General features: G+C 49.2%; 18 protein-coding genes, 1 tRNA gene and 1 rRNA gene. 16 read left to right on the plus strand and 4 right to left on the minus strand.

The features are described from left to right. Positions 1-138: 138 nt before the first annotated feature. Together rrf and QL223_RS23870 are read left to right on the plus strand one after the other, a co-directional pair. Positions 139-254, plus strand: a 5S ribosomal RNA gene (rrf, locus tag QL223_RS23865). Between the two features lie 15 nt (positions 255-269). Further along, positions 270-346, plus strand: a tRNA-Asp gene (locus QL223_RS23870). Positions 347-800: 454 nt separating this feature from the next. Here QL223_RS23870 and QL223_RS23875 read toward each other — a convergent pair. After that, entirely contained in the window at positions 801-2,303 is a 1,503-nt protein-coding gene (locus tag QL223_RS23875) for an MATE family efflux transporter (RefSeq protein WP_281546164.1), read from the minus strand. Positions 2,304-2,368: 65 nt separating this feature from the next. Between QL223_RS23875 and QL223_RS23880 the strand changes: the two genes are divergently transcribed. From QL223_RS23880 to mepA, 8 genes are all read left to right on the plus strand, one after another. After that, entirely contained in the window at positions 2,369-4,159 is a 1,791-nt protein-coding gene (locus tag QL223_RS23880; RefSeq protein ID WP_281546165.1) for an IucA/IucC family protein, read from the plus strand. Further along, positions 4,146-5,867: an IucA/IucC family protein gene (locus QL223_RS23885; RefSeq protein ID WP_281546166.1), complete on the plus strand. Its 1,722-nt coding sequence runs from the start codon at positions 4,146-4,148 to the stop codon at positions 5,865-5,867. Before QL223_RS23880 ends, QL223_RS23885 begins: the two co-directional genes overlap by 14 nt. A 7-nt stretch (positions 5,868-5,874) precedes the next feature. After that, positions 5,875-7,131, plus strand: a complete 1,257-nt coding sequence (locus tag QL223_RS23890) for an AMP-binding protein (RefSeq protein ID WP_002535647.1) — start codon at positions 5,875-5,877, stop codon at positions 7,129-7,131. Between the two features lie 9 nt (positions 7,132-7,140). Then, on the plus strand, positions 7,141-8,412 hold the full coding sequence (locus QL223_RS23895; protein WP_281546167.1) for a DUF6005 family protein: 1,272 nt from the start codon (positions 7,141-7,143) through the stop codon (positions 8,410-8,412). 1 nt (position 8,413) lies between these two features. Next, positions 8,414-9,280 (plus strand): sugar phosphate isomerase/epimerase, encoded by an 867-nt coding sequence (locus QL223_RS23900; RefSeq protein WP_281546168.1) that lies wholly within the window; start codon positions 8,414-8,416, stop codon positions 9,278-9,280. 108 nt (positions 9,281-9,388) lie between these two features. Further along, positions 9,389-10,093: a response regulator transcription factor gene (locus tag QL223_RS23905; RefSeq protein ID WP_251877653.1), complete on the plus strand. Its 705-nt coding sequence runs from the start codon at positions 9,389-9,391 to the stop codon at positions 10,091-10,093. Positions 10,094-10,248: 155 nt separating this feature from the next. After that, positions 10,249-12,171 carry a TonB-dependent receptor gene (locus QL223_RS23910; RefSeq protein ID WP_281546169.1) on the plus strand — a complete coding sequence of 641 codons (1,923 nt, stop codon included), beginning with the start codon at positions 10,249-10,251 and terminating at the stop codon, positions 12,169-12,171. Positions 12,172-12,302: 131 nt separating this feature from the next. Further along, positions 12,303-13,151, plus strand: coding sequence for a penicillin-insensitive murein endopeptidase (gene mepA / locus QL223_RS23915; RefSeq protein ID WP_281546170.1), 849 nt, complete (start codon positions 12,303-12,305; stop codon positions 13,149-13,151). Positions 13,152-13,220: 69 nt separating this feature from the next. Here the strand turns inward: mepA and QL223_RS23920 are convergent, their stop codons facing one another. Together QL223_RS23920 and yegQ are read right to left on the minus strand one after the other, a co-directional pair. Then, positions 13,221-13,475: a YfhL family 4Fe-4S dicluster ferredoxin gene (locus QL223_RS23920; RefSeq protein ID WP_251877659.1), complete on the minus strand. Its 255-nt coding sequence runs from the start codon at positions 13,473-13,475 to the stop codon at positions 13,221-13,223. Between the two features lie 3 nt (positions 13,476-13,478). After that, positions 13,479-14,876 carry a tRNA 5-hydroxyuridine modification protein YegQ gene (yegQ, locus tag QL223_RS23925; RefSeq protein ID WP_002535657.1) on the minus strand — a complete coding sequence of 466 codons (1,398 nt, stop codon included), beginning with the start codon at positions 14,874-14,876 and terminating at the stop codon, positions 13,479-13,481. A gap of 263 nt (positions 14,877-15,139) precedes the next feature. Between yegQ and QL223_RS23930 the strand changes: the two genes are divergently transcribed. Next, the gene (locus QL223_RS23930; protein ID WP_281546171.1) at positions 15,140-16,417 is read left to right on the plus strand and encodes a peptidoglycan DD-metalloendopeptidase family protein; all 1,278 of its coding nucleotides are present in this window, start codon (positions 15,140-15,142) and stop codon (positions 16,415-16,417) included. 72 nt (positions 16,418-16,489) lie between these two features. On the opposite strand, the gene rdgC is transcribed toward QL223_RS23930, so the two are convergent. After that, positions 16,490-17,401, minus strand: a complete 912-nt coding sequence (gene rdgC / locus QL223_RS23935; RefSeq protein ID WP_192815484.1) for a recombination-associated protein RdgC — start codon at positions 17,399-17,401, stop codon at positions 16,490-16,492. Between the two features lie 122 nt (positions 17,402-17,523). On the opposite strand from rdgC, the gene sbcD reads away from it, so the two are divergent. The 5 genes from sbcD (at position 17,524) to QL223_RS23960 (ending at position 25,631) form a co-directional block, all read left to right on the plus strand. After that, a complete protein-coding gene (gene sbcD, locus QL223_RS23940; protein ID WP_281546172.1) occupies positions 17,524-18,759 on the plus strand; it encodes an exonuclease subunit SbcD in 1,236 nt (411 codons plus the stop codon). Continuing rightward, entirely contained in the window at positions 18,756-22,430 is a 3,675-nt protein-coding gene (locus tag QL223_RS23945) for an AAA family ATPase (protein WP_281546173.1), read from the plus strand. The genes sbcD and QL223_RS23945 overlap by 4 nt, the downstream gene beginning before the upstream one ends. Before the next feature lie 210 nt (positions 22,431-22,640). Next, complete coding sequence (gene phoB / locus QL223_RS23950; RefSeq protein WP_002535663.1) at positions 22,641-23,330, plus strand: phosphate regulon transcriptional regulator PhoB; 690 nt, start codon at positions 22,641-22,643, stop codon at positions 23,328-23,330. 58 nt (positions 23,331-23,388) lie between these two features. Further along, positions 23,389-24,684, plus strand: a complete 1,296-nt coding sequence (phoR, locus tag QL223_RS23955; RefSeq protein ID WP_002535665.1) for a phosphate regulon sensor histidine kinase PhoR — start codon at positions 23,389-23,391, stop codon at positions 24,682-24,684. Continuing rightward, positions 24,678-25,631, plus strand: a complete 954-nt coding sequence (locus QL223_RS23960) for a phosphate ABC transporter substrate-binding protein PstS family protein (protein WP_281546174.1) — start codon at positions 24,678-24,680, stop codon at positions 25,629-25,631. The genes phoR and QL223_RS23960 overlap by 7 nt, the downstream gene beginning before the upstream one ends. Positions 25,632-25,792: the final 161 nt, after the last annotated feature.

Raw genomic sequence — 25,792 nt, forward strand, 5'->3', positions numbered from 1 at the left:
GAGGCGTTGAGCTAACTGATACTAATTGCCCGTGAGGCTTAACCATACAACACCCAAGGGGTTTTGACGGACTCGAATAGAACATTGAATGTGTAGAACGAGAATAATAAACAGCTTTCCAAGATTTTAACGAATTTGCTTGGCGACCATAGCGTTATGGACCCACCTGACTCCATGCCGAACTCAGCAGTGAAACGTAACAGCGCCGATGGTAGTGTGGGGTCTCCCCATGTGAGAGTAGGACATCGCCAGGCTTCCAATTTAAGTGTGGAGCGGTAGTTCAGTTGGTTAGAATACCGGCCTGTCACGCCGGGGGTCGCGGGTTCGAGTCCCGTCCGCTCCGCCACTTCTTAGAGAAACCTCAGCAGAAATGCTGAGGTTTTTTGCTATGTGCGCTCCCTGAAAAGTGCTTTGCACCTTCGGTCGCGGCACTGGACGTGCGCAACTAGGCGTCCCCGTTGAGTCCCACTGGTGCGCCAGCCCGGCCGTTCCGAGAAACCTCAGGCTACGCGTCCCGGACGAAAGGCTGAGTTTTTAGCTATCTGCGATCCAGAATAATTCTGCTCACTTTGAGCCGCCGTACCATAGTAAGTAGTGCTTATCGTGCGCGATTAGAGCTCCTTTTGGCAGCCCATCCTCAGCTTCACTTCTTTATGGTTTGAGTCTTCTTTAAAGTGTGACCATGAATTCGTGATTCAACTGGGCAGGTTGCTGTAGATGTTGATTGTCGAAGGACAGGCAGGAAGATGACTCGATGCTATTTAAACTAAAGCCCTGCTGGTTCAGCAGGGCTTTGTCGTTTATGCGTTACTGGTCGCTAGAGGCCTTTTTATACTCATGTGCTTTTGCTGCCTGATAAACAACGCGCAGGCAATGAGGAGAGTAAAGAATTCGGCGAGAGGAAGCGCAGTAAGGAAGTGTTGGTCTTTAAAGAAAATAACCAAACCGAAGATCAATGAAACAGGCATTACCAATCCTCGACTCAACGCGATGGCTGCTGATTGTTTTGGCAGTTGCATTGCGGTGAAGTAAGCGGAAATAAGAACGTTAATTCCGCTGAGCATCAGGCATGGCCATATGATGGCGATGTAACTGAGAGCGTGTGAAGATGCTTTCTCATCCAGATCTGTCAGGAAGAGCTCGGTAACGGTATCGGGCTTTACAAGGCAGAGATAAACCAAGGCACTGCTAATAAATACGATTGTGGTTGCGGCGAGTGCCATGAAACGATTGATACGGTATAGGTTACCCGCTCCTTTGTTTTGACTGACTAAAATATGGATAGCATCGACCACGCCGTAGAACATCATCATACTGACGAACAGAATGTAGTTGGCAATCGAAAAACCTGCGACCGCTTCCTGACCGCCATTTTTCATTAGTAACCAATGTACGGTGAAGATAACGATACCCACTGAAATTTCATTAATGAATTCCGAAGCGCCATTGATAAGCGCGCTCACAAACTTCCTTATCTCTAATCCTGCCTTTGAGAGCGACAAGGTTCTCGAAGGCTTCGCGAAATAGAAAATAAGCACCGACAACTGAAGTAACTGCGCAAAGGTTGTCGCCCATGCTGCCCATTCAATCCCGAGTCCTAATACTCCCAGGAAAACGTAATCAAGAGTGATGTTGGTCGCTGCGCCAACCATAAGTGCAGAGGTTGCGAGCATTGGGAAACCATCAGCGCGTACAAAGTAATAGAGCACCATGGTGGTCAGCTGGACAATCATGCAGACGGTGAGAACGCTGAAATAGCGCTCCATGAGCGGATGAAGTGAAGCTGGGGCGCCTAGAAAGTAAAAGAGTTCTGTGCTGAAGATGGAGCTGATCATCGCCATCGACGAACTGAACCCGAATGCGCCCAACATAGACTGCGTGAAGGCAGCATTAGCTTTATCAAGTTCGTCCTTGCCTATATGTTCCCCTGCTTGAACAGTGCCGCCAATTGCAATCATCAAAGACACGGCGAAAACAAACGTGATGTAAGGAATGAGCAGGTTGATGGCTGCTAGCGCGTCGGCACCCAGAAATCTGCCGACGAACATCCCATCAACAATACTGGCACTAGAAATAGCAACGAGACCAATAAATGAAGGGATGGCGAAATAGAAGAAGGTAGGGACTATCGGTGCGTCCAACACACGGTTCTTGGAAGTCATAATCTTAGTATAGAGAGAATAATGGATGGTCATGATGCGTGAAGAGGATGCCACCTTCACGTGTGGTAAAGGTGATGTGGGACTTACCTTATGACGTGTTGTAACAATGGTAACTTTTAGTGTAATGAGAATTAATATCAATTAGGATCCTTGGCCTTATCAGATTAAACGCCATTCAGGCGCGCTTGGTATAAGGCGAGGGAAACGTGAGTCAGATAGCCAGCAACATCGCAGAGAAAGCATCCTTTCAAGCATTCTTTAACTGTTATCTGAAAGAGGTCGACGCTGGAGATTGGTCTCCCGCTTCACGCTGGCAGATGTCGGTGGGCCGATTGGGGGATGTGGCAAAAGACAAGTGGATTGTCGAGATTTCACTGCCACATTTAGTAGGAAAGCTTGCCGTAAATGTTGAGTACCGCTCATTGGTGGGGAATCACCGATTTGGCGAAGTAATGATCCAATTTGATAAGTTCTCTTGGAAAGTGGTCTCAGAGACGCATGCTTTACAACAACTGATCGAAGGGATTTTCCACGCAAAATCAGCCGCTTTCGAGTGCAAGCAAGAGCTCATGCTGCGTGTGATTGAAAGCCAGCGATTAATGACGCAATACATTGAAGAGCGTCGTGGCGATCCATCGCTCAGGAAGCCAAATTTCATTGATGCCGAGCAATCATTGCTTTTTGGTCATTGGCAGCATCCCACACCGAAAAGCCGTCAGGGAATGCTGGAATATCATCACGCATTCTATGCACCTGAAACAAAAGGGCGCTTTCCCCTTCATTACTTCAGTATTGATCGTGCTCTGATCAAGCAACGGTCTGCGACCCCGTTGACCGCAGAAGAAGTGATCACTGAATCTTTGCCGGCAGCGGCGGATAAACCAGAAACCCATATTGTGGTTCCCATGCATCCCCTTCAAGCGCAGTGGCTTCTTCATCAAAATGATATTCGAGAGTTGATAAAGGCAGGCGATATTAAGGATTTGGGAAGTTATGGCCCAGAGTTTACTGCTACATCTTCTGTGCGCTCTCTCTATCACCCGAATCTGGATTGGATGTACAAATTCTCCCTGCCAGTAAAAATCACCAACTCACTACGTGTTAACAAACGCCATGAGCTGGATGCTGGTGTGGTCATGGCGACCTTATATCGCAAAACGGGTTTCAGTGAGCGCCATGCCTGCTTCAAGGTCATTACTGATCCTGCATACATCACAGTCGATTTGCCTGGTCAGGAAGAAAGTGGTTTTGAAGTTATCATACGCGAGAATCCTTTCCCTGAAGGCAATGATCAATATGTCGTTACCATCGCGGCATTGACTCAGTCTCCAATGCCAGGTGAAAGCTCAATGCTTTATGACGTTATCAGCAAGCTTGCGAACCGAAATGAAGTAGATTACCTGCGCATTGCCATCAAGTGGTTTGCCAAATACTGGGAATGCGCGATAGAGCCAATGATTGCGCTTTATGACGAACATGGCATTGCACTTGAAGCTCACCAGCAAAACAGTTTGATTGAGATGAAAGAGGGGCTTCCGTCGGTTTATTACTTCCGTGATAACCAGGGGTTCTACCTTTCCAAAGCGTATCGTGGATATCTGGCAACCATGGAGCCGGATTCTGTCACCGTAGACTCTCTCTATTTCGATGACGATGTTATCTGCGATCGTTTTGCTTATTACCTGTTCATCAACCATCTGTTCTCCATCATTGGCCGCATGGGAGCAGATGGTTTGGTTGAAGAGCGAATTCTTATCAGCTTCGTTCAGCAGAGGCTATATGCGCTGAGAAACACCCTTTCCGGTGCGGGAAAACTGTTTGTCGAAAAGCTGCTGTCAGAATCAGCTATCCCAGTAAAAGCCAACTTGTTAACCCGTGTTCATGATGTTGATGAACTGCTGGCAGACAACGAACAAGCTATCTATTGCACGATTTCCAACCCGCTCGTGATGACATGCCTGGAAGAGCCGATGGAGGTGAACTATGCCTCTGCCTAATAGCCAGAACTTGTCAGCGATTGAAAGAGTCATCAAGCAACTGTTAGAAGCGGTACTGTTTGAAAATTGTGTTGAAGCCTCTGATAAAGTGGGGAAGTTCGCTTGGAAGCTTGGGGAAAGAGAATATCTCATCTCGGGTCAGCGAGGCGCATTTGGTCGCTATCGACTCGATATTCAGTCGTTATGTATCGATGGTGTTCGAGCCAATGTTGCTGCGCATTGGCAGCAGATCATTGAAGATTTGCCTGCGACAGAGAAAACCAAGTACGCGCTTGCCGAAGAGTTCTCACAAACAGCAGCTCTATGCGAATGGAACCGTCGATACGTCAGTAAGCCTGAATCCCGTCGGTACCAAAATTTTGAAACCTTGGAAGGCTCGCTGGATGAAGGACATCCTTACCATCCATCCTTCAAGGCGCGTACCGGATTCAGTGCTGCAGATCATGAGGCTTATGGCCCTGAATCTTCCAAGCCCTTTTACCTTTGTTGGCTCGCCGTTAAGCGCACTCACATCAAACAAAATTTGCCTCAGCTCCATGACGCTTTCTGGCTCAGAGAGCTTGGCCGAACTCAATGGTTAAGACTGTCTGGGGCACTGAGTGCACAGGACAAAAGTTGGGATGAATATTCGCTGTTGCCTATGCATCCATGGCAATGGCAACAGTTGAAGCAAGAACAATTGCTAGAGCCACTTGCTGATCAAACCCTCATATTTCTGGGCTTGGGAGCTGATCAATACACCGCATCGCAATCTGTTCGCACCTTAATGAATGCAAGCTATTCCGATAGAGCCAATATCAAATTGCCTTTGAGCATGGTGAATACCTCATCGAAGCGCACATTGGCACCGCACTCTATTTGTCTGGCGCCAGTGGTTTCTTCCTGGCTTAACCGGATTATTGAAAGTGACTTCGAACTGTCGGCGCTCTCTATTTTGGAAGAGTACGCCGGTGCCCGTTTCCATGTGCCAGAGATGTCATCTGAAACGTCTCCGTTGGCTTCAGAAGTTGCGGTTATCTTTCGCGAAAGTGTGCAGCCCAAATTGCATGAGGGTGAGTCAGCGATTCCCTTTAACGCATTAATGATGCTTGAAGACGACGGCTTACCTTTCATTGCTGGCTGGGTAGAAACCTATGGCTTGAATATCTGGTTGAGCCGTTTAATCGATGTCGTGGTGCTACCTGTATGGCACTTGCTGGTCAAACACGGCATTGGTATTGAACCTCATGGTCAGAACATGGTGTTGGTTCATCGTGATGGCTGGCCGGAACGAGTCATAGTGCGGGATTTCCATGAAAGTGTGGAATACCACCTGCCATTTCTGGCCAACCCAGAATGGTTACCAGATTTTGCTTCCATTGAACCTTTCCTCGCAGATGCTCCGATCGATGACTACTACGGCATGAGTTCGGTGGAGTTATTGCGTGAATTGGTGATGGACACCCTCTTTGTTTACAGCCTGACAGAGGTCTCTTTTCTCATAGAAAAAAGCTACGGCATGAGCGAACAAAGCTTTTGGAACATGGTAGGCCAAAAGCTCGAAGACTATGCCGATGACCACCCAGAACTTGATAGCCGCTTGCAGCAACTTGGCTACACCGAGGCGCAGGTACTGACGGAGTCTCTGATGACCCGAAAGTTCAAAGGAAGCCAGGCTGAGTGTCACCACTTGGTGCCCAACCCATTTCATAAATATTCTCAAAAATAGGGACGTTATGATTTACGTAAATGATGACTTTTTCAGTCATGAATTCTTTGAGCGCAGTAACGAAGCGTTCCGCTCACACCCTGAACTTGGCAGCTGCGCAGGGAAGCGCTTTGCTGTTTGCACAGAAGACCCAGCTTATCTGCTGGCGGTGTGTTTGTACCTTAAAGCCAATGGCGGCTCTTTTTACCCCATTTTCGCCCCGACGCCCCGTCTTGCTGCCAAACGATTAGCAACACGCGCCCAGTGCCACGTCCTGCTATTTGAACAAGGGCAACCTGCGATGTCGCTTCAGCAAGAAGGTGATGATGACGTGGCTGTGCTGGTGCAAACCAGCTCCGGCACCACCGGTGAGCCAAAGGTGATCACCCGAAGCTGGTCTTCAATCGACGAAGAAGTAGAAAGCTACGTCGCGAAGTTCAAAAAGCCGAACAAGATGACTCCACTGATTGCCTGCCCGATCACCCATTCCTATGGCTTGATTGCCGGTGTATTTGTGGCACTGAAGCGTGGTCAATCACCAGTCATCATTAACAACATTAACCCGAAATTCCTGCTGAAAAAGCTGATGACTACGCCGGATCATTTGCTGTATTCGTCCCCAGCTTTGATTCACTCAGTGGTACAGCTTTACCCGAAAGGCCAACAACTGAATGCCGTGATGACCTCGGGCACTGTGTTACCCAAAGCCTGGTTTGAGGCGTTGCGTGAAAAAGCCAAGTATGTCTTCCAGCAATATGGCTGCTCAGAAGCTGGCTGTATTGCCATTAACTCGGATACCAAAGCGGCGAATCACATCGGTACCCCGCTTGGACATCTCAAGGTCAATGCCGGTATCGACACTTCAAGACCGGGAGAGATCGTGGTGCAAAAAGGGGATGACATCATCTTCACCAAAGATCTTGGCTATTTCGATGAGCAGGGTCAGTTGATCTTCGTTTCCCGTGCAGACGACATGATTAATGTTTCTGGCCTGAATGTGTACCCACAGGACGTTGAGAACGTGGTACTTGAGATCGCTGAGATCTCCGAAGCTGTGGTCTTCAAACGCTCGGATCCGCTATCAGGTGAACGGGTCTGTCTGCAGTTTGTAGCAAGCGATACGCTAGAACCAAGCCGGATCCGAAAATGGTGTTCGACACGGCTGGCATCCTACCAACTGCCCGTCGATATCGAGCAATGCACAGTGATTGAAAAGATGGCCAACGGAAAGATCAACCGTAACGTGCTGTCTCAAAGCAAAATTTCCATTCCAGCGATAGGTTAAGGAGCGCCCATGGAACGCGAACAATTGATTGCATCCATTCGCCAGGTATTGAGCGACAATATGCAAAATGCCCACATGGAAAAATTCAGTGAGAGTGCAAGGCTGAATGAAGACCTTTATCTGGATTCGGTGCTGATCCTTCAGCTAATTCTGCACCTTGAGCTGGATCTGGGATTGACCGTGCCGGAGGAAAATATTACCGCGGCAGACTATGCGACGGTTTCCAGTCTGGCGGATTTCCTGTGTCGCATTGAACGTAATGAGCCTGCCCCAAAAGAGCAGGAGGAAGAATTTGAAGACGTCAAAGTACATTGCTTTGTCAGTTGCGTCTGTGAGTCCTTGAAGCGAAAAGGCATTGATCACCGTCCGTTTTACTTCGGCGTTTGGGATGCGACCTTCACCATCAGTGAGAACTACCAGCTTCAATACCACTCCAACGAGATAAACCATGGCAGTTTCCTTGATTGGTACCACCGCTTGTATGGTGTGGCGCTGGCTCCTTGGTATGACGAAGGCAAAACCAAACAAGACAACATTGAAGAAATGCAGCGCCTGTTGGCAACCAAAGCAGAAACCTCACACCTAATGGTGATGCTGGATATGTATCAATTACCGGAGCGTGAGAATAAGTTCAACCAGAACCCTTTTCCACACTATGTGATGCTTGAGAACACCCATGATCCTAAAACCCTGTTTATGTCTGATCCGGATTTCCGCTGGGAAGGAGAGCTCGAAAGCGCGCGTATCTTCAATGCAATTTCCCAACCCAGTGTGGCAGGCGGCTACCTGCTGGATGAAACCGGTTTAAAGCATGCGGATGACCGCGATGTTCAAGCTTACTTTGAGACGTGCTTTATTGCTGACGGCAATCCGCTGACGAGTGCCATTAGACGTATTCTGGACGCTCATGTCCGCGGTTATGCAGGGGTAAAACTCACGGATCTGTCACTGGCGTTGCGTGAAATTCGGGTGATTGCGGTGCGCAAATATGCCTATGAGCATGGCTTTGCTTTCTTCTGGCGCGCGCTTGGTCTGCCCGATGATGATTTTGAGATCTGGTGTGATGTGATTGAAGAGCTCATCCAAACCTATAGTCGGATCCAATACCAAATCATGAAACTGGCAGAAACTGGCGATCTGGATCTGCAGGTTGAGATCTACGCCTTGCTGAATAAGCAGGATCGTACGGAGTTTCGCATCAAAAAACGCCTCAACGAAGTCTATCGTGATTGGTGTGAACTGAACGATTTACCGCTTGAAGCGGCAGTTGAGGTTGCCTGATATGCAGCTTTCAATCTGTACCATTTCATTCCGACACCAGCTTGTTTCTATGGACAATCTGGCGGAATGGGCTTGTTGCCACGGGTTTCAGGGTATTGAGCTTTGGGGAGCTCATGCCCTGAGCCTAGAGGCACAGCCGCAATATGATGCCAAGTGGCTTAACGACATGGGACTATCGATTTCCATGTTGAGTGACTATTTGCCCATTGCGGGTGATAAGCGCAATGCCTGGCAAAAATGCCGCCATATCTGTCGATTGGCAAAACAGTGGGATACCAAGAAGGTACGCACTTTTGCCGGTCACCAAGCGAGTAGCGAAGTGGGAGTAATAGCGCGCAAAGAAATGACTCAGCGCCTGAGAGGGATCTGTGAGTACGCCGCCGATCAGGGTTTGGATGTGTTAGTAGAAACCCATCCCGGTACGTTGGCCGACACCTCATCATCAATCGTGCAGTTGATTGAAGAAGTTGATCATCCAGCACTGAAGCTGAATTACGACACCTTGCATGTGTGGGAGTCCGGCGAGGATCCAGCTCAATTTCACCAGCAGGTAGAAGAGCACGTTGGTCATTATCACCTTAAGAATGTGCTGTCGCGGGAACTGCTAACCGTTTTCGCTCCGGAAAACGTCTACTCGCCAGCAGGGAGTCGATACGGCATGGTGCCGTTGTTGGAAGGGGCAATGGACTACCAACAGTTTTTGCCACAGGTGCTCGGTAAGCCTACAGCGACGGCTTCATTGGAATGGTTTGGACATAATGTTAAACAGACATTATTGGATGACAAAGCGGCATTGGATGAGATGAAACTGAGTTTACTGAGAGAGAACTCATCAAGAGTTGTTGGTTGCTCAGATTATTTAACCTGATTATGTGATATTGATCGCTACAGGGCAGGTTTGAACTTTAACTTTAACTGATGATATTGATAATCGTAATCATTATCGTTTGAGAGTTATTGACCATTAGGTAATCGAATGTCCCTACACAGTGCTCCATCGGCAGGGCAAATCCTGATTGTTGACAGAAATCGAGCGTATTGCGAAAAGCTAATACATCGATTCAATGAGAAAGGCTTTGCCATCAGGCGTTGTGTCTCAGATTCACAGGCTTCAGACATCTATCGAACCACCAATCTCGATCTTGTCATCTTTGCTGCCGACCTGCCGGAAATGGAAGGTTTTCGTTTGCTGAAACGCTACCGGGAGGAGACTGCAACGCCGATTCTGATGCTAGATGATACTTACAATCATCATGATTGCATGAACTGCTTTTTGTTTGGCGCTGATGACTATATAACGAGACAGCAGCCTCTGGATGAAATCGTTTGGCGTGCTGCTGCCGTGTTAAGGCGAAGTGCCCAGATACCTGCGAAAGAAAGCAAAACCCAATTGGTGGTGGACGAGTTGGTTCTGGACAGAAAATATCAGACAGTTTTCTATGATGGAGAGCAAGTCTCTGTCACACCCATTCAGTTCAAATTGCTCTGGACATTGGTGTTCCAGCAGCATCAGGTGTTATCCAAAGACTTTCTCTACAGGCAGGTATTGGCGAGGGACTTCCAAAAATACGATCGCAGTCTTGATATGCATTTGAGCAGAGTGCGAAAGAAGCTGGTGGGGGTCGGTATGGCGGCTGAGCGATTACAGACCGCCCATGGCAAAGGATATTGCTTCTCTTAAATAGCGCCATCTGGCGCTATTTTTATATATGCCTTACTTATCAATCAATTAGTTTTATTAGGCTGACTTTGTAACAGTTGTAAAAGGCGTTTACAGCACAACGTATCAATGAATAATAATGCGAATCATTATCATTGTAGTTGCAGGACGTTGTAATGTTTCAAGGAAGCTCTTTTAAAATCTCTCCCCTCAGTGCCGCTGTTATCGCCGCTCTGTTTTCTCAATCTGCTATCGCAAATACCACTGAAGATCATGAAACTGTAGTGGTAACTGGCAATCCACTCGCTGCCACAGAAGTGTTTATTGATGCCAAGCAGTTGGAAGAACGCCAGGCGAATGACATCAATGACATTTTCAGAAGTGATGCCGAGGTATCAATCGGAGGTGGCTCTGGTGTGTCACAGAAAATTTATGTTCGTGGTCTTGAAGATACCATGTTGAATGTCACCATTGATGGAGCGGTTCAATCCGGGAATATTTACCACCATCAGGGACGTATTTCTATTGAACCGGATCTGCTTAAGCAGGTTGAAGTTTCCGCCGGTGCTGGTCGCGCTACCGACGGTGCGGGCGCACTGGGTGGTGCTATCCGTTTTGAAACCAAAGATGCCGAAGATTTGTTGCAGCCAGGTCAGCGCTTTGGGGCGTCAGCTAAGGCAGGTTATTACTCCAATACCGAAGGCTACAAAGGGACACTCAGCGCATATGGTCTGTTGTCTGATAATGTTAGTGCGCTTGCTACCCTGTCTTATCAGGATTTGGACAACTTTGTTGACGGTGATGGCAATGAACAACCTTACACGGGAGCAGAAAATTCAGTAGGTTATCTGAAATTGGTTGGAAACCTGACTGATGCTCAAAAACTGACGTTCAGCTATGACAACCGTCAGGATGAAGCACACCGCTACCACCGTCCCCAGTGGGAACCGAGCAAGAAAAATGCGCCGATTAACCAGGAAATGGAGCGTGAGACCATTACGGGCAAGTATCAGCTGAATCCTTCAGATGTTGCCTGGTTGGATCTGTCACTCACGGCTTACAACACTGAAACCTCACTCAAACATATCGATGGCCCTTGGGGTGACTATCTGGGTGAGGCAAAATCTGTAGGTGCTGATCTCCGCAATACTTCATCGTTCGGTGCCCATGCGTTGATTTATGGCGTGGATTATCGCAAAGACAAAGGTTGGCTCGGTAGTCCGACATACGGCTCGGATGAAGATAAGGGCGATGTAACCGGTGTTTATTTGCAAGGTGACTTTGCCTTGACCGAAGCCCTGCTGTTCAGCGCTGGTGGCCGCTATGACAGCTACTCATTGACTGAGTCGAATGCACACAGCTTTAGTCATGATGGTTTTAGCCCGAACGTGAGCCTTAACTACGCCATAATCGATGGCTTAAGTGTTTTCGCTGGCTATGCGGAAGCATTCCGTGGCGCTCAGGTACGTGAAATTTTCCGTCTGGATGGTGCTAAAAGTGCCGCTGACCGAAAAGCAGAGCGGGCAAAGAACTCGGAAGTGGGCGTGAGCTGGCTGACGGGTAACCTGAGTCTTTCTGCAACAGCTTACGTCAGTGAAGTGAAGGATATTGTTGGCAAAGAAGGCAAAGAGCTGACCAATATTGGTGACTTAGAAAGCAAGGGCTTTACAGCACGCGCTGGTTACTACTGGGAAAGCATCTCAACCAGCCTGAGCTACAACCAGTCCCGTCCAGAATTGGATGGTGTTCCATTGAGTGACGATACCAAAGGAATTGGTACATCAATCGGCGATACCTGGATAGCAGAAGTAAATTATCAGGTAACCGATGCTATCGCAGTAGGCTACACAGGTCGACTCGTTGAACGACTGACCCACGCAGCAGAAGGTTATGAAGAGAAAGATGGTTATGCACTGCATGATATTTACGGGCAGTGGAATCCGATTTCCAACGAAGAACTAACGCTGTCACTGGCGGTGAAGAACCTGTTTGATGAGTCCTACCGTGACCACGCAAGTTATGGCGAAGTGAATGCCATTGCCAAAGGAACGATGGACCCGGGACGAGATATCCGATTCAATGTGGCTTACGCTTTTTAATGCAGCAGGAGAGGCTTAGGCCTCTCCTTTTTGATCTTCACGACAGATTTTTCTTCTTCAAGTAACCTTCCATAAACTTCGTAAGTCCCGACTGCTAAGCTTCAATAGATACCTTCAGTGGCGATGACACCATGAAAAAAGACCTTCTGATGATTCTGTTTATCTTCATGTTTCTGCTTGGATTCTGGATGGCGATGTCGCCAGCAGAAGCCAACCCTTGGGAAGAGGTGCAGGAACCGTATCTTGGTGTGGAGCAGTCGATTGGTAGTTACGCCAATGGCTGCCTGAGTGGTGGTGAGGCCTTGCCGTTGAAAGGGGAGGGGTATCAGGTCATTCGCCCTTCAAGGAACCGTTATTACGGCCACCCGAACATGATTGCTTATCTCTCCAAGCTCGCAAAGAAAACCAAAGGTTTTGGCTTGGACGACTTGATGATTGCGGATATTTCCATGCCTCGTGGCGGTAATTTCACTAAAGGACATTCCAGCCACCAGACCGGATTAGACGCCGATATCTGGCTGAGCTTTGCGCCGGAATCGCTAACCAAAGATTCTCTGGAAAGCCCAACCGCCGTCAGCTTGGTGGATTTGCAGAATTACGCGCTTAAACGTGATAACTGGATGAAAGAGCATGCCATCCTGTTTCAAGTGGCGGCATCTGAGCCTGAAGTAGCGCGTATTTTTGTCCACCCTGTGATTAAAGAAACCTTGTGTGAAATGGCATGGGAAGACAGAAACTGGCTGCGCAAAGTTCGCCCTTGGTGGGGACATCATTACCACATGCATGTCAGGCTTCAATGTCCGGAGGGAAGCTTAAACTGTATTTCCCAGAATGCACCGCCAGCGGGTGATGGTTGCGGTGCGGAGTTGATCAGTTGGCGTCCGAAACCTGTCGACGAGATAAAAACAGTAGCGACCACCACCAAGAAAAAGCGGGTGAAGATAAAACCGGGTCAGTGTGAGGTGGTATTAACTCAGTAATTTCCCTAGCCAATGCCCAGATACAAGAAAAGCGCCGAAAGGCGCTTTTCTTCATTAACCCAGTAATGTTTAAACCAAACCCTGGAGTTTGACGAATTTTTCCAGTAACTCATCATTGGATTCCTTATGCTCAGGATCAATGATGATGCAGTTGGTGATAGGGCACACCGACTGACAGGTTGGCTTTTCATAGTGACCCACGCATTCCGTGCATTTGTCCGGATCAATTTCGTAGATCTCTGCGCCGAATGTAATCGCTTCATTCGGACATTCAGGATCACACATATCGCAGTTAATGCACTTCTCGGTGATCAGCAGTGCCATCGATTACGCACTCACCGCTTGTGGAGCATTTGGGTTACGGGTGTTCGCACCGTCGGTCAGGTTACGCATCAGCAGTGCAAATTCCAGATCCATGTCTTCCGGCACTGGAATGTAAACGAAGTGACCATTACCTTTAGCATCGTCAATCGTTTCACCTTTGCGGTTTTCCATCGCGTCCAGTTTGAAGACGACATTGCCTTTCGGCGTCATCAGCTCCAGTGAATCACCAGTGATGAATTTGTTCTTCACTTCCACTTCCGCCATGCCTTCGCGGCGCTTACCGGTGAATTCGCCCACAAACTGCTGGCTGTCAGACACTGAGTAGCCGTAGTCATAGTTTTGGTATTCGCTGTGGGTGTGACGGCGCAGGAAGCCTTCGGTGTAACCACGGTGAGCCAAGCTTTCCAGTGTGGTCATCAGGGTTTCATCGAACGGTTTGCCTGCAACGGCATCATCAATCGCTTTACGGTAAACCTGTGCTGTACGCGCACAGTAATAGAAAGACTTGGTACGGCCTTCGATCTTCAGCGAGTGAACGCCCATCTTAGTCAGACGATCAACGTGTTGAATCGCACGCAGATCTTTCGAGTTCATGATGTAAGTGCCGTGCTCGTCTTCAAACGCCGCCATTTTTTCGTCTGGGCGATGTGCTTCGCTCAGCAGAACCACTTCATCAGTAGGTTTGCCGAGACCAATGGTGTTGTCTGGACGCTCTTCAGCTTCTTGGATTTGAACCGATGCTGCAGGCTGGATCTCAACGATTTGGCCTGTTTCGTCTTCAGTCGCTTTCTCTGTTTTGTATTCCCAGCGGCATGCGTTGGTGCAGGTGCCTTGGTTAGGGTCACGTTTGTTGATGTAGCCAGACAGCAGACAACGGCCAGAGTAAGCCATGCAAAGTGCACCGTGAACGAAGATTTCCAGCTCCATTTCAGGCACTTCTTTGCGGATTTCTTCGATTTCTTCCAGCGACAGCTCGCGGGAAAGAATCACACGCTCAACGCCTTGGGTTTGCCAGAACTTAACCGTCGCCCAGTTCACCGCGTTCGCCTGTACGGACAGGTGAATAGCCATCTCAGGGAATGCTTCACGTACCATCATGATCAGACCTGGGTCAGACATGATCAGCGCGTCAGGGCCCATATCAACCACCGGCTTCAGGTCACGGATAAAGGTTTTCAGCTTTGAGTTGTGAGGCTGGATGTTACATACCACGTAGAACTTCTTGCCAAGCGCATGCGCTTCATCGATACCGATTTGCAGGTTCTCGTGGTTGAACTCATTGTTACGCACGCGAAGGCTGTAACGAGGTTGGCCGGCATATACCGCGTCAGCGCCATAGGCAAAGGCGTAGCGCATGTTTTTCAAGCTACCGGCTGGGGACAAAAGTTCTGGTACAAACATAGTCATTGCTTCTACTAATTCTGAGTATAAGTCAGGCCGCATCAAAAAGTGGTGCGGGGAAGCGGGCGATTTTACTGTGATCTTGTTAACATAGCCAGTTCCGATCGGGAAACCATTTGCAGAAAAGGTTGTCTTTTGGATGATTCAGGTCGACATTCATTTTTAGTGAATGATTTGACACAAGTTTGAAAAGGTATGTACGTTGTAAGGATATTCTCGGCTTTTTTAAGGCGAAAGAACCTGCAACATTGAGATGTGGACTGATGTACGAAAAGAAAACCAAGAGATTTAGCATGCTGTCTAAATCGATGCTTGGCCTGATGGGCTTGTCGCTCGTGACGGTAGCAGTATCCTTTAATACGCTACAACAAGAGCCGGTCCGGATTGTCCCTCTCAATCTGCCAGAATCTGTCGTCCCTTCTTTTATTCAGAAAGAAGAACCAGTAAAGACGGAAAGTGCCGTCGACCTTCCTGCTTACGAATACACGATTCAGACTGGCGACAGTCTGAGCGAAATCTTCATGAAGCTCGGCATTCCGTATAGTGACCTGTTAAAGCTGATGGAAGCTGACCTTAACCACCTTCGCATCGATACCCTGCAACCCAATGACATCCTGCGGTTTTGGGTTGACCCTGATGGAAAACATCTGCAAAAACTGGAGCTTGAGTTCAATATCGCCTCGAAAGTGCAATATGTACAACTTGATGATGGCAGCTATGAATTCAACGAAGTGTCGATTCCGGGGACTTGGGTCGAAACTGTCACAGTTGGCGATATTGAAGGCAGCTTCTCGGTCTCTGCGCGTCGTGCGGGCCTGAGCTACAACGATGTGGAAGTGATTACCAATCTGCTCAAGGACAAGATGAACTTCTCCCGCGATCTTCGCGCCGGAGATAAGTTTGAAGTGGTCCGTGCAGAGCAATTTGTGGATGGGCAGGCGAGTGGAGCGCGTGAAATTAAAGCGATCCGCATTGAACGCCGTGGCCGACCCATCACGGCTTACCTGCACACCGATGGTAACTACTACGATAAAGACGGTCAGAGTCTGCAACGCGCCTTCCAGCGTTATCCGACCAATCGTAAAGAGCGTATCAGTTCGCACTTTAACCCACGTCGTAAACACCCGGTTACTGGCCGTGTTTCGCCGCACAACGGGACTGACTTCGCGGTGAGAACAGGTACGCCTGTGGTTTCTACCGGTGATGGTGTGGTAGTGATGGTGCGTAATCACCCTTACGCAGGCAAATACGTGGTGATCGATCACGGTAACCAGTACAAAACCCGCTACTTGCACAACAGTAAGATTTTGGTGCGTAAAGGGCAGCGTGTGACCCGCGGTCAACGTATTGCGCTGTCTGGTCGGAGTGGCCGTGTTACTGGCCCGCACATTCACTACGAATTGTTGATTCGTGGCCGCGCGGTGAACCCGATGACGGCGAAGATCCCGATGGCCACTTCAGTAGCCCGTGCCGAAATGACCGACTTTAAGAAATCTGTCGCGGCTTACGATAAGAAAATGCTGAAAGCGCAGTTCAAGTAATCACGAACCAAAGAAATAAAAAAACGGGGCTCTAAGCCCCGTTTTCTGTTTTTGGCAAAGTGTAGAAGACGATTACTCGCCTTTGTCGACACCGCCAAGTTCTTCGTACAGATTCGGCAGGAAAGCACCCAGCTCACCGCACATCAGCGACAGGTCTGCATCCAGACGCTGAGCCACATCTTCACGGTCGATATCCGCGTTCTGGTCGCGAAGTTCTTCCGAGAACTTGATGCGTTTGATGGACATGTCTTCACACAGCATCAGCTCAATGCGGTCTTGCCAGTTCATCGCCAGCTTAGTCACTAACTTTTCTGCTTCGATGTGAGCCAGAATTTCATCGCTCGATAGATCCTGCTGCTTACAACGGATCACGCCACCTTGTTCCAGAATGGCTTTCAGCTCAGCTTCTTCACCGATTTCGAAGCCTTTTGGTGCGTTGCCAGAGCGAACCCACTCAGTCATTGCCAGCTCAACTGGCTTGTTGGTTTCAACAGGTACCACTGGCAGACTGCCTAGGGATTTGCGCAGCAGCGCGAGAATGTCTTCTGCTTTCTTAGAACTACCTGCATCAACCAGTACCAGACCTGCTTTTGGCATAATCAGCGCGTAGGTTTGGCTCATGCGGCTGAACGCACGTGGCAGCAGATCCATCACGATGTCATCTTTGATGCTGTCTTTTTCTTTTTTCTTCAGCGGACGGCCTTGTTCTTTTTCCATTGCGTCCACTTTGGCGGTCAGTGAATCTTTGATCACTGAGGCTGGCAGCATTTTCTCTTCTTTACGGGCACAGATAAGAATGTTGCCATCGCTGACGTGCGTCATCATGTCGCCGTGTTTGCCCAGCGCGGTGGTCCAGCCGAACTTTTGCATGTCCTGACTGCCACAAGGCGTGAAGCGGAATTCAGACAGTTGTTTTTCAATATGCTCCGGGTCGAGGTCGATGTCTCGGGTCAGGCGGTAGGTGAAAATATTCTTGAACCAAATCATGGCGAGGCTTTATCCATCCGGTAATGACAAAGGCCACATGGTATTGCATCAGGCAGAGAATGTCGCTTCAAATACGGTACAATCAGGCACTGAGCACAAGAACAGGCGCACACCTTTCAATGAAAATACTCCACACGTCAGACTGGCATTTAGGACAAAACTTTTTCACCAAAAGCCGCAAGCAGGAACACCAGGCTTTTCTGGACTGGCTTTTACAGGAAATAGATAAAAATCAGATTGATGCCGTCATCGTGGCTGGAGATGTTTTCGACACAGGTTCGCCGCCAAGTTACGCCCGTGAGATGTATAACCAGTTTGTGGTTTCCATCAGTCAGCGCAACTGTGCGTTGGTGGTACTGGGCGGTAACCATGACTCGGTTTCCACGCTCAGAGAATCCAAATCCCTGCTGGCTTGCCTGCATACCCATGTGGTGGCAAACACCAGCGACGATCTGCAAAGCCAACTCATCGCGTTGAAAAACCACGATGGCGAAATCGGTGCGATTGTGTGTGCGGTGCCTTTCGTGCGCCCGCGTGATGTGTTGACCAGTCAAGCTGGCGAATCCGGCACTGATAAGCGCCAGGCGCTGGGTGATGCCATTAAATCCCACTACCACGACTTGTATCAGGCAGCAGTGAAGCTACGCGATGATAAAGGCTGGAAAGTGCCAATTATCGCGACAGGCCATCTAACCGCACTTGGCGTGAGCCCATGTAAATCTGTGCGTGATATCTACATTGGTACGCTCGATGGCTTTGCGGCAGATGGCTTTCCGCCTGCTGACTACATTGCCCTGGGGCATATCCATCGCCCTCAGATTGTCGCCAAGTCTGAACATATCCGATACAGCGGCTCTCCGATCCCTTTGAGCTTTGATGAACTCAAATTCAACAAACAGGTAGTGCTGGTGGAATTCGACGGTGACCAGCGCGTGCGTATCGAGCCGATCAGCGTCCCGAGCTTTCAGCCTATGGGTGTCCTAAAAGGGTCACTGGAAGAGATAGAAGTGCAGCTTTCAGAGTATTTGGAACATGATGATCCAAAAGCTGTCTGGCTGCACATTGAGGTCTCTGTGCAGGACTATCTATCTGATTTACAACAACGTATTCAACTGATGACTGAAGGGCTCAATGTAGAGGTGTTACAGCTTCAGCGCACCCGTGGGCCAAAAGCTCAGGCGCTGACACAAGAGGCGAAAGAAACCCTGTCTGAGCTGACACCGAATGATGTTTTCCAAAAACGACTTGCCCTAGAGGTGTTTGAAGGGGAGGACGAGCTTGCGCGTAAAGAGCGGATTCAAACCCAGTTCACCAAAATTGTGGCAGAAGTTGAGCATGCGGAGGGTGAAGAATGAAAATCCTGAGCCTTCGCTTTAAAAACCTGAACTCGCTGAAAGGCGAATGGAAGATTGATTTCTCTCAAACACCATTTTCGGACAATGGCCTGTTCGCCATTACCGGCGCAACGGGCGCGGGTAAAACCACGCTGCTTGATGCGATTTGTCTGGCGCTTTATCACCAGACCCCACGATTGGGGCTGATCTCCACTTCCAGCAATGAAATCATGACCCGTGGCACGGCGGAGTGTTCTGCCGAAGTAGAATTCGAAGTAAAAGGCCACCCGTACCGCGCGTTTTGGAGCATGCGCCGCTCCCGTGGAAAAGCGGACGGTAATTTACAGCAAGCGGATGTGGAGCTGGTGGACGCGAAAACCGACAAGGTACTGGCCACACAGGTGAAGCAGAAAAATGAATTGGTTGAGCGTGTTACGGGTCTCGACTTTGCCCGTTTCACCAAATCAATGATGCTTTCCCAAGGTGAATTTGCCGCTTTCCTGAATGCTAAGGAAAACGAGCGTGCAGAGCTTTTAGAAGAGCTGACCGGAACGGAAATTTATGGCCGGATTTCTGAAAAAGTACATGAGTATTTTTCCGCAGCAAAGCAGGCTTTGAGCCAGAAAGAGGCCGAAGCGAAAGGCGTGCAGTTGCTGAGTAGCGAGGAGCTTGAAGCCCTCGAAAAAGAACAGGAAGAAACAGAAGCCTTGCTCAAGAGTGAGCGCGAAAAACAGACCGAGCTCACGGCGCACCTGACATGGTGGAAAGAGCACCAAAAAAGCCATCAAGAGAAAAGTCAGGCCGAAGCACAGCTACAAACTGCAGAAGAAAACTGGAAGGCAGCCAAACCACAACTGGATAAACTCACCAACAGTGAGCCAGCGGAAAAGCTGCGTATGCCTTATGAGCGTTGGCAGTCATCGTTGAAAAGCGTGGAATCAACGACCGCTTGGCTGGCTATCAAACAGGAAGCATTGAAAGCTAACACAGAAAAGAGCGCGCAGGCTGACGAAGGGTTAGTGAAAGCTTCAGAAGCGCTCACACTGGCGAAAACCCAGCAAAGCGAGCTGGAAGAGCTTATCAGTGAGAAAGTCTTGCCGCTCGATACCGACATCAAACACCAATCTCTGCGGCTGCAGGAGTTTTTGCAGCAACAGGTGGGCCTGAAAACGAAGCAGGTTACTCTGTCTTCATCACAGGAAAAAACCACAGAGAACCTTGAGACCAAAAAGCAGGCTCTGGAAGCCGTTTCCACCTACCTGACCACCAATCAGTTTGCAGGCCAGCTTAAACAACACCTTGGTCAATGGGCGCAGATGGGCCAGCAGATCGCACAAGAACAAAATGCGATTGGCAAACTGACGCAATACGAAAGTGAGCTTAATGCCCAATTGCAGACAGAGATCGCGAAAGCGGAAAATGCCGAGAAAGAAAAACAGGCGGCACTAAGCCAAAGCGAACAAGCCAAACAAGCATGGGAAGCACAGCAAGAAGCGTTTAAGCAAGCAACCTCAAACGGTGATGTTGACGCTCTGGATAAACAGCGCGAGCAGCTAAATGCGCAACTTTCCACTTACTTCCAGTTAGGCCAATGGCAGCAGCAATGGCTGGAACTGGACAAAGAGAGCGCGGAAAAGCGCCAAACGCTAGCGGAACAGACTCAACAAGCCAAAGGCTTAGAGCTTGAAGTTACTTCGCTTCGACAGCAATACAAAGACAAAAAGCAACTGATAGAGGCACTGTCAAAGCTGGTCAGTCAGGAAGAACATCTCTCGCAATATCGTGCGGCATTGCAGCCACATGAAGCCTGCCCGCTTTGTGGCTCCACCGAGCATCCGGCCTTGTCTGGAGCTGTCCTCAATGTCTCTGAAACCCTGCAGCAAAAATCAGCAGCAGAGGTGGCGTTGAAAGATCTCGAGCATACGGGCAAAGAGACCGGTATGAAGCTTGAGGCGGCGAAGCGTTACATCGAAGAGCTGGATAAGCATCTCCTGCGTTGTCAGCAGCAACAAATGGCGCTTAGCGAGCAATGGGCCCAGGCGGCAGTACCACTCAACTTAGCTCTGACTATCGATCAGCGTGACGCCTACGTTGCATTCAACGAGCAGCAAACCCAGCAGCGTGATGCACTGACTCAAACTTTGAATGCACTCAAAGCGCAAGAGAAAACCCTGCAGCAGGCAAAACAGTATTGGGATGAGGCTACCCGTGCATTGGATAGCACCGAGAAACACTTCTCCATTCTGTCAGTGACGATTGAAAGCAAAAAACAGGAAGCGCAGAAGCTGGCTGCTGATAAGCGCCAGAAGCTTGATTACCTCGAGACCCTCGAAAGCGTGCTGAGCCAGCAAATCGCAGACAGTGGTTACCAAGCCCCTGAGCATGATGAACTTCAAGTCTGGTTGGCGTCGAGAAAGCAAGACGCCGAAAAATGGGAGCGAAACCAGCAGCAAAAAGAAGTCTTGGCCAAAGAGGTGGCATTGCTTGAGGCTGAGCTTTCAAATTGCCTGAAAGAGAGCCAGGCATTGGCTGAGCAGCTGGGTGCGCTTCAGTCTGAGATTGATGCGCTGACTGGCAAGCTTGAAGCTGCGAAAGCAAAACGCGCTGAGCTCTTTGGTGACAAGCAGGTAGAAGATGAAAAGCGCCGCGCTGCTGTTCAGACGGAACAAGGGGAAGCTTCCTATCAAGCAGCACAAGCCTTTGCGCAGCAATGTCTGGGCGATCTGCGCGCGATTCAGGCAGAAGTGACAAGTCAAACTCAGTCGCTGGCATCGCTGAATGCCGAGGCACAGAGTTATGCATCCCAATGGGAAGAAAGTCTTGGGGCTTCGCCTTTTGATTCTCTGGAAATGTTCCAAGCTGCATTGCTTCCGGAGGAAGAAAAACAGCAGTTACTTGCCGATAAACGCGCCCTGGAAAATACCCTTGAAGGTTCCAAAGTGCTGCTGGAGAAAGCCTGTCAGCATGTGGTTGAAGTGCTAGCCCATGACCGGGCAGAATTTTGGCAGCAAACTTCGCGTGATGAGGTGGAATCGACGCTAACAGCACAATCAGAGGCCGTGGATACGCTTGTGCGCAGAAGTGGTGAGCTGAGCCATGCTTTGGCATCTGATCATCAAAGACGAGAGAACCAACGGGCGCTGTTTGCTGAGATCGAACGCCTGCGTGCGGAATACGATGATATCCAGTATCTGCATTCCCTGATTGGCTCACAAAAAGGCGATAAATTCCGTAAGTTTGCGCAGGGTTTGACGCTGGATAATCTGGTGTATCTGGCGAATAAACAACTCGACCGAATCCATGGACGTTACCAACTGAACCGCAAGCAGGGTGAAGGGTTGGAACTCAGCGTGCTGGATACCTGGCAGGGTGATATTGAGCGTGATACTAAAACCCTGTCGGGCGGTGAGAGTTTCCTTGTCAGCTTGGCATTGGCTTTGGCGTTATCGGATCTCGTCAGTCACAAGACCAGCATCGACTCACTGTTCCTCGATGAAGGCTTTGGCACACTGGATAGTGAAACCTTGGATGTGGCGCTGGATGCACTGGATAACCTGAATGCATCCGGCAAGATGATCGGGGTGATCAGTCACATTGAAGCGATGAAAGAACGCATTCCTACCCAGCTTCATGTTTCGAAAAAAACAGGCTTGGGTGTTAGTGAGCTGGATAACAAATTCCGCGTTTCTTGATAAAAGAGAAGCAGTTAGCCCGAAGCGAAGGCTGATGCTGTGTCCAGTAGGTTAGGCGGGTGAAAAACAGTCAGTAAATATCTGGATTAAAAGGCAGTATCTGGTTGTCTACCGCGCCAAACCTCGCGAAAGGTCACAAAAATGTCATAATATAATCACATAATGGCATCCAAGAAATGCAAATAAACCACTCTAACTGGGTATGGAAAAATGGTAAGACGGATACTTGTTGTCGAAGATGAAGCACCTATTCGCGAAATGCTGTGTTTCGTGCTGGAACAAAAAGGTTATCAGGCCGTAGAAGCAGAAGATTATGACAGTGCTCTGGAAAAAATCTGCGAGCCTTACCCTGAACTGATCCTGATGGACTGGATGCTGCCTGGCGGCTCAGGGATCAACCTGATCAAACATCTCAAGCGTGATGAACTGACCCGCCAAATCCCAGTTGTGATGCTCACAGCGCGTGGCGAGGAAGAAGATAAAGTACGCGGCCTGGAAGTTGGTGCGGATGATTACATCACCAAGCCTTTCTCACCAAAAGAGCTGATGGCTCGCCTGAAAGCCGTGATGCGCCGGGTATCACCAACGTCGCTGGATGACGTGATTGATGTGCATGGTCTGAAGCTTGATCCTGTTTCACACCGCGTCACTTCAAATGAAAAGCCGCTGGAAATGGGTCCAACCGAGTTTAAGATGTTGCACTTTTTCATGACCCACCAAGAGCGTGTTTATAGTCGTGAGCAACTTCTTAATAACGTTTGGGGCACTAACGTTTATGTTGAAGATCGTACCGTTGACGTGCATATTCGTCGACTAAGAAAAGCGCTGGAAGAAGACGGTCACGACAAGTTGGTACAAACGGTTCGTGGCGCAGGCTACCGTTTCTCAACGCGCACCTGATAACGCATTATTGTCATAGGTCATCCGAAGGCCACCGGGTGGCATCTTGGAGACATTGATGGTCGAAAGACTTACATGGAAAAAGCTGGCTCTTGAGCTGGCTTTTTTTTATCTACCCTGGTTTCTCATAGGCTGGTTCTTTGGCGGTCTGCCTTGGCTGTTGCTATTGGCAACGGTTTTGGTGTTGCTGTGGAACTTCTACCACCAACTCAAACTCTCTGATTGGCTTTGGAAAGAGCGCAGCCTGACACCACCAACCGGCTCAGGAAGCTGGACGCCGCTGTTTAACGGTATCTATCGTCTGCAAAAGCGTAACCGTCGTCGTCGTAAAGAGCTTGCCAATCTTATCCGCCGTTTCCGCAATGGTGCAGAATCTCTGCCCGATGCGGTCGTAGTGTTTGAGCACGACGGCTCGATTGTCTGGTGTAACAAGCTGGCGCAGGAGCTACTGGGCTTCCGTATGCCTGACGATGCCGGTCAGTACATTGCCAACCTGATCCGTACGCCGGAGTTTATTGAGTATCTCAGTCGTGCCGAATTGGGTGAACCTTTCGAAATGCGTTCGACCTTGCACGCTTCGAAAACCCTCGAATTCCGGACCATGCCTTACGCCGAAGGCGAGTACCTGATGGTGGTGCGTGATATTACCCAGCTTAAACAGCTCGAAGGTATGCGCCGCAACTTCTTCGCCAACGTTTCCCATGAACTTCGTACGCCAATGACGGTGCTGCGTGGTTATCTGGAAATGTCTGAAGATCCAGAAATGCTGGTGGGGCCTATGTGGGGTAAAGCCCACGGTGTCATGACAGAGCAGTTGACCCGAATGGAAGGTTTGGTGGAACAGCTTCTGACCCTGTCGAAAATTGAGGCGAGTGTGAAGATCGCGCTGGATCAGAAAGTAGATGTGCCAGCAATGCTTGATGTGTTGGAAAAAGAAGCTCAGACACTCAGTGGCGATCAGGCGCATGACTTTGAGTTTGAAATCGATCATTCGCTTAAAGTGTTGGGTGATGAAGATCAGCTTCGCAGCGCCATTTCTAACCTGGTGTATAACGCGGTGAAACACACGCCAGCCAGTGCCAAAATTAAAGTCCGATGGTTTAAGTCCCGCAAAGGACCGAGACTGGAGGTGATTGATAGTGGTGAAGGTATTGCGCCCCAACATATCGATAGACTGACCGAGCGTTTTTATCGCGTTGATAAAGCGCGATCACGTGAAACAGGCGGCAGTGGGCTTGGCTTAGCCATTGTGAAGCATGCGCTGAATCATCACGAGTCCGAGCTTGAAATCAAAAGTAAGGTGGGACAGGGTAGTACGTTCTCGTTCACCCTTCCGGAGCGTCTGGCATGTTAAAACGGGCTTTGACCCTGATTGGACTCCTGTTAGCAGTAGCGCCTGCTACCGCTGACGATCACCTGCCTTTGTATCACCGTGTAGATAATGTCTCCGGTAACCTGTCGACTGTTGGCTCAGACACTCTGGCTAATTTGGTCACTCAATGGGGCGTGCTTTTCAAAAAGTATTATCCAAGCGTCAATGTGCAAATCCAGACGTCGGGCTCTTCTACTGCGGTTCCAGCGTTGATTGAGGCAACGGCGCAGTTTGGCACCATGAGCCGGGAAATGCGCCCGCGTGAAATTGAATTGTTTGAACGAAAGTATGGCTATCCGCCAACGGCGATTAAAGTCGCGATTGATGCGATGGCGATATTTGTTCATCAAGACAACCCGCTTGATGTACTGAACATGACGCAGGTTGATGCCTTGTTTTCCAAAACGCTGCGTTGTGGTTCCAACGAGCGGATTGATAAATGGGGACAGCTCGGTCTTCCAGGAAGCTGGGAAAAGCGAAATATTCAGCTGTTTGGCCGCAACTCGGTGTCGGGCACTTATGGATTTTTCAAAGATCAGGCGCTTTGCGATGGCGATTTTCGCCCGGATGTGAATGAGCAACCGGGCTCTGCTTCTGTGGTGCAATCGGTAAGCTCATCACTCAACGCGGTTGGATATGCTGGGGTGGGCTATCGCACAGCGGGGGCGAAGATGCTGCCACTGGATGTCGAGGGCGAGCAGGTTTATGCCACCGTCGATAATGTCATCTCCGGTGTTTATCCGCTCTCACGTTACCTGTTTGTTTACGTGAACAAGGTGCCGGATAAGCCTTTACCGAGAATGGAAGCGGAATTCGTTAAGCTTATCCTTTCCCGTCAGGGACAGGCTTTGGTGGGAGCAGAAGGCTTTGTGCCGCTACCGGATGAATTGATCGAACAGCAACTAATCCTGCTCGGACTAGAAAAATAAAAAAACGGTGCTTCGGCACCGTTTTTTATTGTTGTTGGTTAGGGTGTTTTATACCAATCACAGTAGGTGGCTGATCAGAAATAGCGCAGGAAAAATGCTCGAGAATAAGGCGGAAAATTTCGATAAGTAGTTATTCTACAATCAAATTTTTCAACGCAGTT

The sequence above is a fragment of the Grimontia sp. SpTr1 genome (assembly GCF_947387585.1).
Classification (GTDB): domain Bacteria; phylum Pseudomonadota; class Gammaproteobacteria; order Enterobacterales; family Vibrionaceae; genus Enterovibrio; species Enterovibrio indicus.

Excerpts from the sequence above, each read along its gene's own strand:
- QL223_RS23890 (WP_002535647.1), top strand. The coding sequence starts at position 5,875 with ATGATTTACGTAAATGATGACTTTTTCAGTCATGAATTCTTTGAGCGC.
- phoB (WP_002535663.1), top strand. The coding sequence starts at position 22,641 with ATGGTAAGACGGATACTTGTTGTCGAAGATGAAGCACCTATTCGCGAA.
- QL223_RS23885 (WP_281546166.1), top strand. The coding sequence starts at position 4,146 with ATGCCTCTGCCTAATAGCCAGAACTTGTCAGCGATTGAAAGAGTCATC.
- phoR (WP_002535665.1), top strand. The coding sequence starts at position 23,389 with ATGGTCGAAAGACTTACATGGAAAAAGCTGGCTCTTGAGCTGGCTTTT.
- mepA (WP_281546170.1), top strand. The coding sequence starts at position 12,303 with ATGAAAAAAGACCTTCTGATGATTCTGTTTATCTTCATGTTTCTGCTT.
- QL223_RS23960 (WP_281546174.1), top strand. The coding sequence starts at position 24,678 with ATGTTAAAACGGGCTTTGACCCTGATTGGACTCCTGTTAGCAGTAGCG.
- QL223_RS23920 (WP_251877659.1), bottom strand. The coding sequence starts at position 13,475 with ATGGCACTGCTGATCACCGAGAAGTGCATTAACTGCGATATGTGTGAT.
- sbcD (WP_281546172.1), top strand. The coding sequence starts at position 17,524 with ATGAAAATACTCCACACGTCAGACTGGCATTTAGGACAAAACTTTTTC.
- QL223_RS23905 (WP_251877653.1), top strand. The coding sequence starts at position 9,389 with ATGTCCCTACACAGTGCTCCATCGGCAGGGCAAATCCTGATTGTTGAC.
- QL223_RS23945 (WP_281546173.1), top strand. The coding sequence starts at position 18,756 with ATGAAAATCCTGAGCCTTCGCTTTAAAAACCTGAACTCGCTGAAAGGC.
- QL223_RS23910 (WP_281546169.1), top strand. The coding sequence starts at position 10,249 with ATGTTTCAAGGAAGCTCTTTTAAAATCTCTCCCCTCAGTGCCGCTGTT.
- QL223_RS23900 (WP_281546168.1), top strand. The coding sequence starts at position 8,414 with ATGCAGCTTTCAATCTGTACCATTTCATTCCGACACCAGCTTGTTTCT.
- yegQ (WP_002535657.1), bottom strand. The coding sequence starts at position 14,876 with ATGTTTGTACCAGAACTTTTGTCCCCAGCCGGTAGCTTGAAAAACATG.
- QL223_RS23895 (WP_281546167.1), top strand. The coding sequence starts at position 7,141 with ATGGAACGCGAACAATTGATTGCATCCATTCGCCAGGTATTGAGCGAC.
- QL223_RS23930 (WP_281546171.1), top strand. The coding sequence starts at position 15,140 with ATGTACGAAAAGAAAACCAAGAGATTTAGCATGCTGTCTAAATCGATG.